2 protein-coding genes, 1 tRNA gene, 1 rRNA gene and 1 other annotated feature are annotated in these 4,413 nt (G+C 31.2%); all 4 genes read left to right on the plus strand.

Features of this window, described 5'->3' with window-relative positions:
• Positions 1 to 231 precede the first annotated feature (231 nt).
• Positions 232 to 306, plus strand: a tRNA-Asn gene (locus JJE11_RS15330).
• A gap of 133 nt (positions 307 to 439) precedes the next feature.
• Positions 440 to 605: a binding site (T-box leader), on the plus strand.
• A gap of 173 nt (positions 606 to 778) precedes the next feature.
• Positions 779 to 2,170, plus strand: a complete 1,392-nt coding sequence (locus JJE11_RS15335; protein ID WP_291637174.1) for a glycine--tRNA ligase — start codon at positions 779 to 781, stop codon at positions 2,168 to 2,170.
• A gap of 170 nt (positions 2,171 to 2,340) precedes the next feature.
• Entirely contained in the window at positions 2,341 to 3,717 is a 1,377-nt protein-coding gene (gene murD, locus JJE11_RS15340) for a UDP-N-acetylmuramoyl-L-alanine--D-glutamate ligase (RefSeq protein ID WP_291637177.1), read from the plus strand.
• A gap of 637 nt (positions 3,718 to 4,354) precedes the next feature.
• Positions 4,355 to 4,413: ribosomal RNA gene (locus JJE11_RS15345) — 16S ribosomal RNA — on the plus strand; the annotation flags it as partial.

A 4,413-nucleotide genomic window follows, 5' to 3' on the forward strand; every position in this document is an offset into this window, starting at 1 on the left:
TACGATCAAGCAAGGATTATTGTATTGGTATATCCAATATTATTATAATAATTTGTAACGGTAAAATCTACCCTGTACTTTGTAAGACTAACTTCTACTGTTTAATGTATTGGGGGTGGAATTTACATTTGCAATTGAGGTAGAAATTATAATAAATTATAATAAAACAAAAACCTATTGAATTTTTAATTATATATGATATAATGTCATTGTAGTTAGTAAAGATATTATTCCGCGATAGCTCAACGGTGGAGCGCTCGGCTGTTAACCGATAGGTTGAAGGTTCAAATCCTTTTCGCGGAGCCATTTTTATTTTTTGAGTTAAAACACAACAGATAAAATTGTAAATTAATTTGTTGGAATATCATAATCATAAGAAAGTTATGTATGATACTGTTGACAATAATATGAAGTTTAGTATAATATTAATACAATTAAATATGTCACTATGATAAAGAAGAGTAATAGTAGTACTTTATAAGAGAGATTGTGGTTGGTGTAAACAATTAAAGTATTATTGTGAAAGGAGCTTTTGAGTGTATAGAATTTAGAGCAGGGCTTGTGCCAATAAGGGTGGAACCGCGGAAGTAATTTTCGTCCCTTAGGGTATAGTCTTTTTTTTGTATTTAAAATAAGAGAATGTGATTTTATGTGTGTATTTAAACTAGTTATATTTCAGTAAGATAGGAAAGAATATGATAAGATATTCAACGCACACCATATGGAAGCATATAAATAAAAGTATCATATAGAATATTAAAATTTAGGAGGAATTGAAATGGCATTTGAAAAAAGCATGGATAAGGTGGTTGCACTATGCAAAAATAGAGGATTTGTATTCCCCGGATCTGATATATATGGAGGACTCGCTAACTCATGGGATTATGGTCCTTTAGGAGTTGAATTTAAAAACAATGTTAAAAAAGCTTGGTGGAAAAAATTCGTTCAAGAAAGCCCATACAATGTAGGCGTGGACTGCGCTATACTTATGAATCCTGAAGTATGGGTAGCGACTGGCCATGTTGGAGGTTTTTCAGATCCGCTTATGGATTGCAAAGATTGTAAATCTAGATTTAGAGCAGATAAATTAGTGGAAGACTATATGACAAAGCTTGGAGCAGAAGTAGCTTCTGCTGATGGATGGACAAATGAAGAACTAAAAGGATATATAGAAAAACAGGAAATAGTATGTCCTAAATGTGGTAAGAAAAATTTTACGGACATTAGAAAGTTTAATTTAATGTTTAAGACTTCACAGGGAACAACTGAAGAAGGGAAATCAGAAATATATTTAAGACCAGAAACAGCTCAGGGAATCTTCGTAAACTTTAAAAATGTTCAAAGAGCTTCAAGAAAAAAAATTCCATTTGGGATAGGTCAAGTAGGAAAGGCTTTTAGAAATGAAATAACACCAGGAAATTTTATTTTTAGAACAAGAGAATTCGAGCAAATGGAATTGGAGTTTTTCTGTAAGCCAGGTACAGATTTAGAGTGGTTTGCATATTGGAAAGAGTATTGTGCCAACTTCTTATATAATTTGGGAATGAACAAGGAAAATTTAAGATTCAGGGATCACGGTGAAGAAGAATTATCATTCTATAGCAATGCTACATGTGATATAGAATTCTTGTTTCCTTTTGGATGGGGCGAACTATGGGGGATTGCTGATAGAACTGATTATGACTTAAAGAAACATATGGAACATTCAGGAAACGATTTGAGTTATTTAGATCCTATCACTAATGAAAAATATGTACCATATTGTATTGAACCGTCTTTAGGTGCAGATAGAGTTGTGCTTGCATTCTTAGCCAATGCATATGATGAAGAAGAACTTGAAGGTGGAGATACAAGAACAGTGCTTCATTTACATCCAGCACTTGCTCCATTTAAGGCAGCTATTTTGCCACTCAGTAAAAAATTATCAGAAAAAGCGTTACAAGTATACGCTATGTTAGGTAAGAAATTTAATGTAGATTACGATGAAGCTGGAAGTATAGGAAAGAGATATAGAAGAGAAGATGAAATAGGAACTCCATATTGTATAACGGTTGACTTTGATACTCTAGAAGATAATACTGTAACTATTAGAGATAGAGACACAATGGATCAAATAAGAATAAGTATAGATGGGTTAGAAGATTTTATAGAAGAAAAATTGCAATTTTAAATTGTAATTGTAAGTTTGATTTAGAAGATTGCGTGTAGTATAAAATGGGGCTTGCATAGGCTATATTTATACTATGCGCTATTTTTTATGTGTTATAATTAGTAGAAACAAATTTGTAAAATTAATAATATAATATATATAAAATATACTAAGAATACATGGAGGTTTATATGGAGAAAAATTTCAGCGAATTTAAAGAATTTATAAAAGGGAAAAAAGTTGGAGTTGTAGGTATAGGGGTTAGTAATATTCCTTTAATACATTTCCTAGTGAAGCTACAAGCTGTTGTTACTGCTTTTGATAAAAAAACATATGATTTGCTGGGGGAGGTAGCAACGGATTTTGAAAAAAAAGGAGTAAAATTAGTTTTAGGGAAAGATTACTTAAATGACTTAACTGGTTTTGATGTCATTTTTAAAACGCCATCTATGAGAATAGATAACCCCGCTCTTATAAAAGCAAAAGAAGAGGGAACATATATAACATCGGAAATGGAAGAGTTTATAAAATATTGCCCGGCAAAAATTTATGGCGTGACTGGTAGCGATGGAAAAACAACTACGACTACAATAATATATAATATATTAAAAAAAGAAGGTTATAAAACTTGGGTTGGGGGGAATATTGGAACTCCATTGTTTGCGAATATTGAAGAGATAACAAATAATGATAAAGTGGTATTGGAATTGTCGAGCTTTCAGCTTATGACTATGACTGTTTCAACAGATGTTGCAATAGTAACAAATTTAAGTCCCAATCATTTGGATATCCATAAGGATATGAAAGAATATATAGATGCAAAAAAGAACGTATTTAAATATCAAAGTGACGGGGATCTTATTATACTTAATAAGGATAATGCTTTGACTTATGAATTAAGAAAAGAGTCAAAGGGGAAAGTTAAATGTTTTAGTATAAGAGAAAAAATAGAAGATGGTGCATATTTTCAAAATGATAAATTATTCATTATGAATAAGGTTGTATGTAATCTTGAGGAAATAAAGCTAAAAGGAATGCATAATATTCAAAATCTATTAACTGCTTTTTGTGCGACTCAAGATGAAGTGTCAGTCGCGAGCATGAGAGAAGTGGCGACAACTTTTGTGGGAGTACCACATAGAGGTGAATTTGTGAGAGAAGTAGACGGAGTTAAGTATTACAATGATTCAATAGCGTCTAGCCCAACTAGAACAATAGCAAGTCTTAAAGCTTTTGAAAAGCCAGTTATATTAATTGCAGGAGGATATGATAAACAAATACCTTTTGAACCACTAGCGCAGGAAGCCTACTTAAATATTAAGACATTGATATTAGTGGGCGCTACTAAGTATAAAATAAAAGAAGTTTTTGAACGTGTATTAAAAGAAAAGAAAATTTCACTAGAAATTATACTTGCTGATAGTTTTAATGAAGCAATTTGCATAGCGAAAGTAGTTGCAAAACCTGGTGATATAGTTACGATGTCACCAGCATGTGCAAGTTTTGATATGTTTCAAAATTTTGAAGTAAGAGGTAATAAATTTAAGGAGATAGTAATGTCACTATAAGAATAATACGTTTCATGCTCCTAATAAGAACTTAGGTAAAAAACTATTTTTACTGAGTTCTTATTTTGTTTAATTGCAAATTTTAATAGTGCAATAACGAAAGTGAGGATTTAAAGAGCGTTAGTTAGGTTAATAATGCTATGATAGTTATGTTCATGTGCATTAAGGGTTGAATGACCAATAAATGTACCAAGCGTATCATCATAAGCAAAAGGTTGTAAATGGGAGAAATAAGGATAAATATTAAAATAAATTGATATAACGAACGATTATAAACAAATAGCGATTTATACATATGATATCATGTTAATTGTCGCTGAAACATACAGTTGTAAACTGACTTTAAGTTAGAAGTGATGAATCAGAAATTCATTATCAAAGATTTTTTAAAATAGTTGACAATGAAGAAGAAAAGAATTATAATTGTAGAAGTCGTCACATGATGACTTAGCGAATTGGTCTTTGAAAATTAAACAGAGAAATAGGTAAAGAAATGAAATAATATTTTATTTTAACCAGTTAATTACTTTAGTAAAGTAATATTTTAGTCGAAAGGCTAAAAAGTATGTAATGAGCTTGCTAACCAACTTAACAGTTGGCGCAGATTAATTATTTCAAATGAAAAAGTGTAAACTTTTAAATTGAGAGTTTGATCCTGGCTCAGGACGAACGCTGGCGGCGTGCCTAACACATGCA

It is taken from the genome of Clostridium sp. (genome assembly GCF_016650095.1).
Classification (GTDB): domain Bacteria; phylum Bacillota; class Clostridia; order Clostridiales; family Clostridiaceae; genus Clostridium_AD.

Coding starts and splice junctions, on each gene's coding strand:
- JJE11_RS15335 (WP_291637174.1), top strand. CDS start 779: ATGGCATTTGAAAAAAGCATGGATAAGGTGGTTGCACTATGCAAAAAT.
- murD (WP_291637177.1), top strand. CDS start 2,341: ATGGAGAAAAATTTCAGCGAATTTAAAGAATTTATAAAAGGGAAAAAA.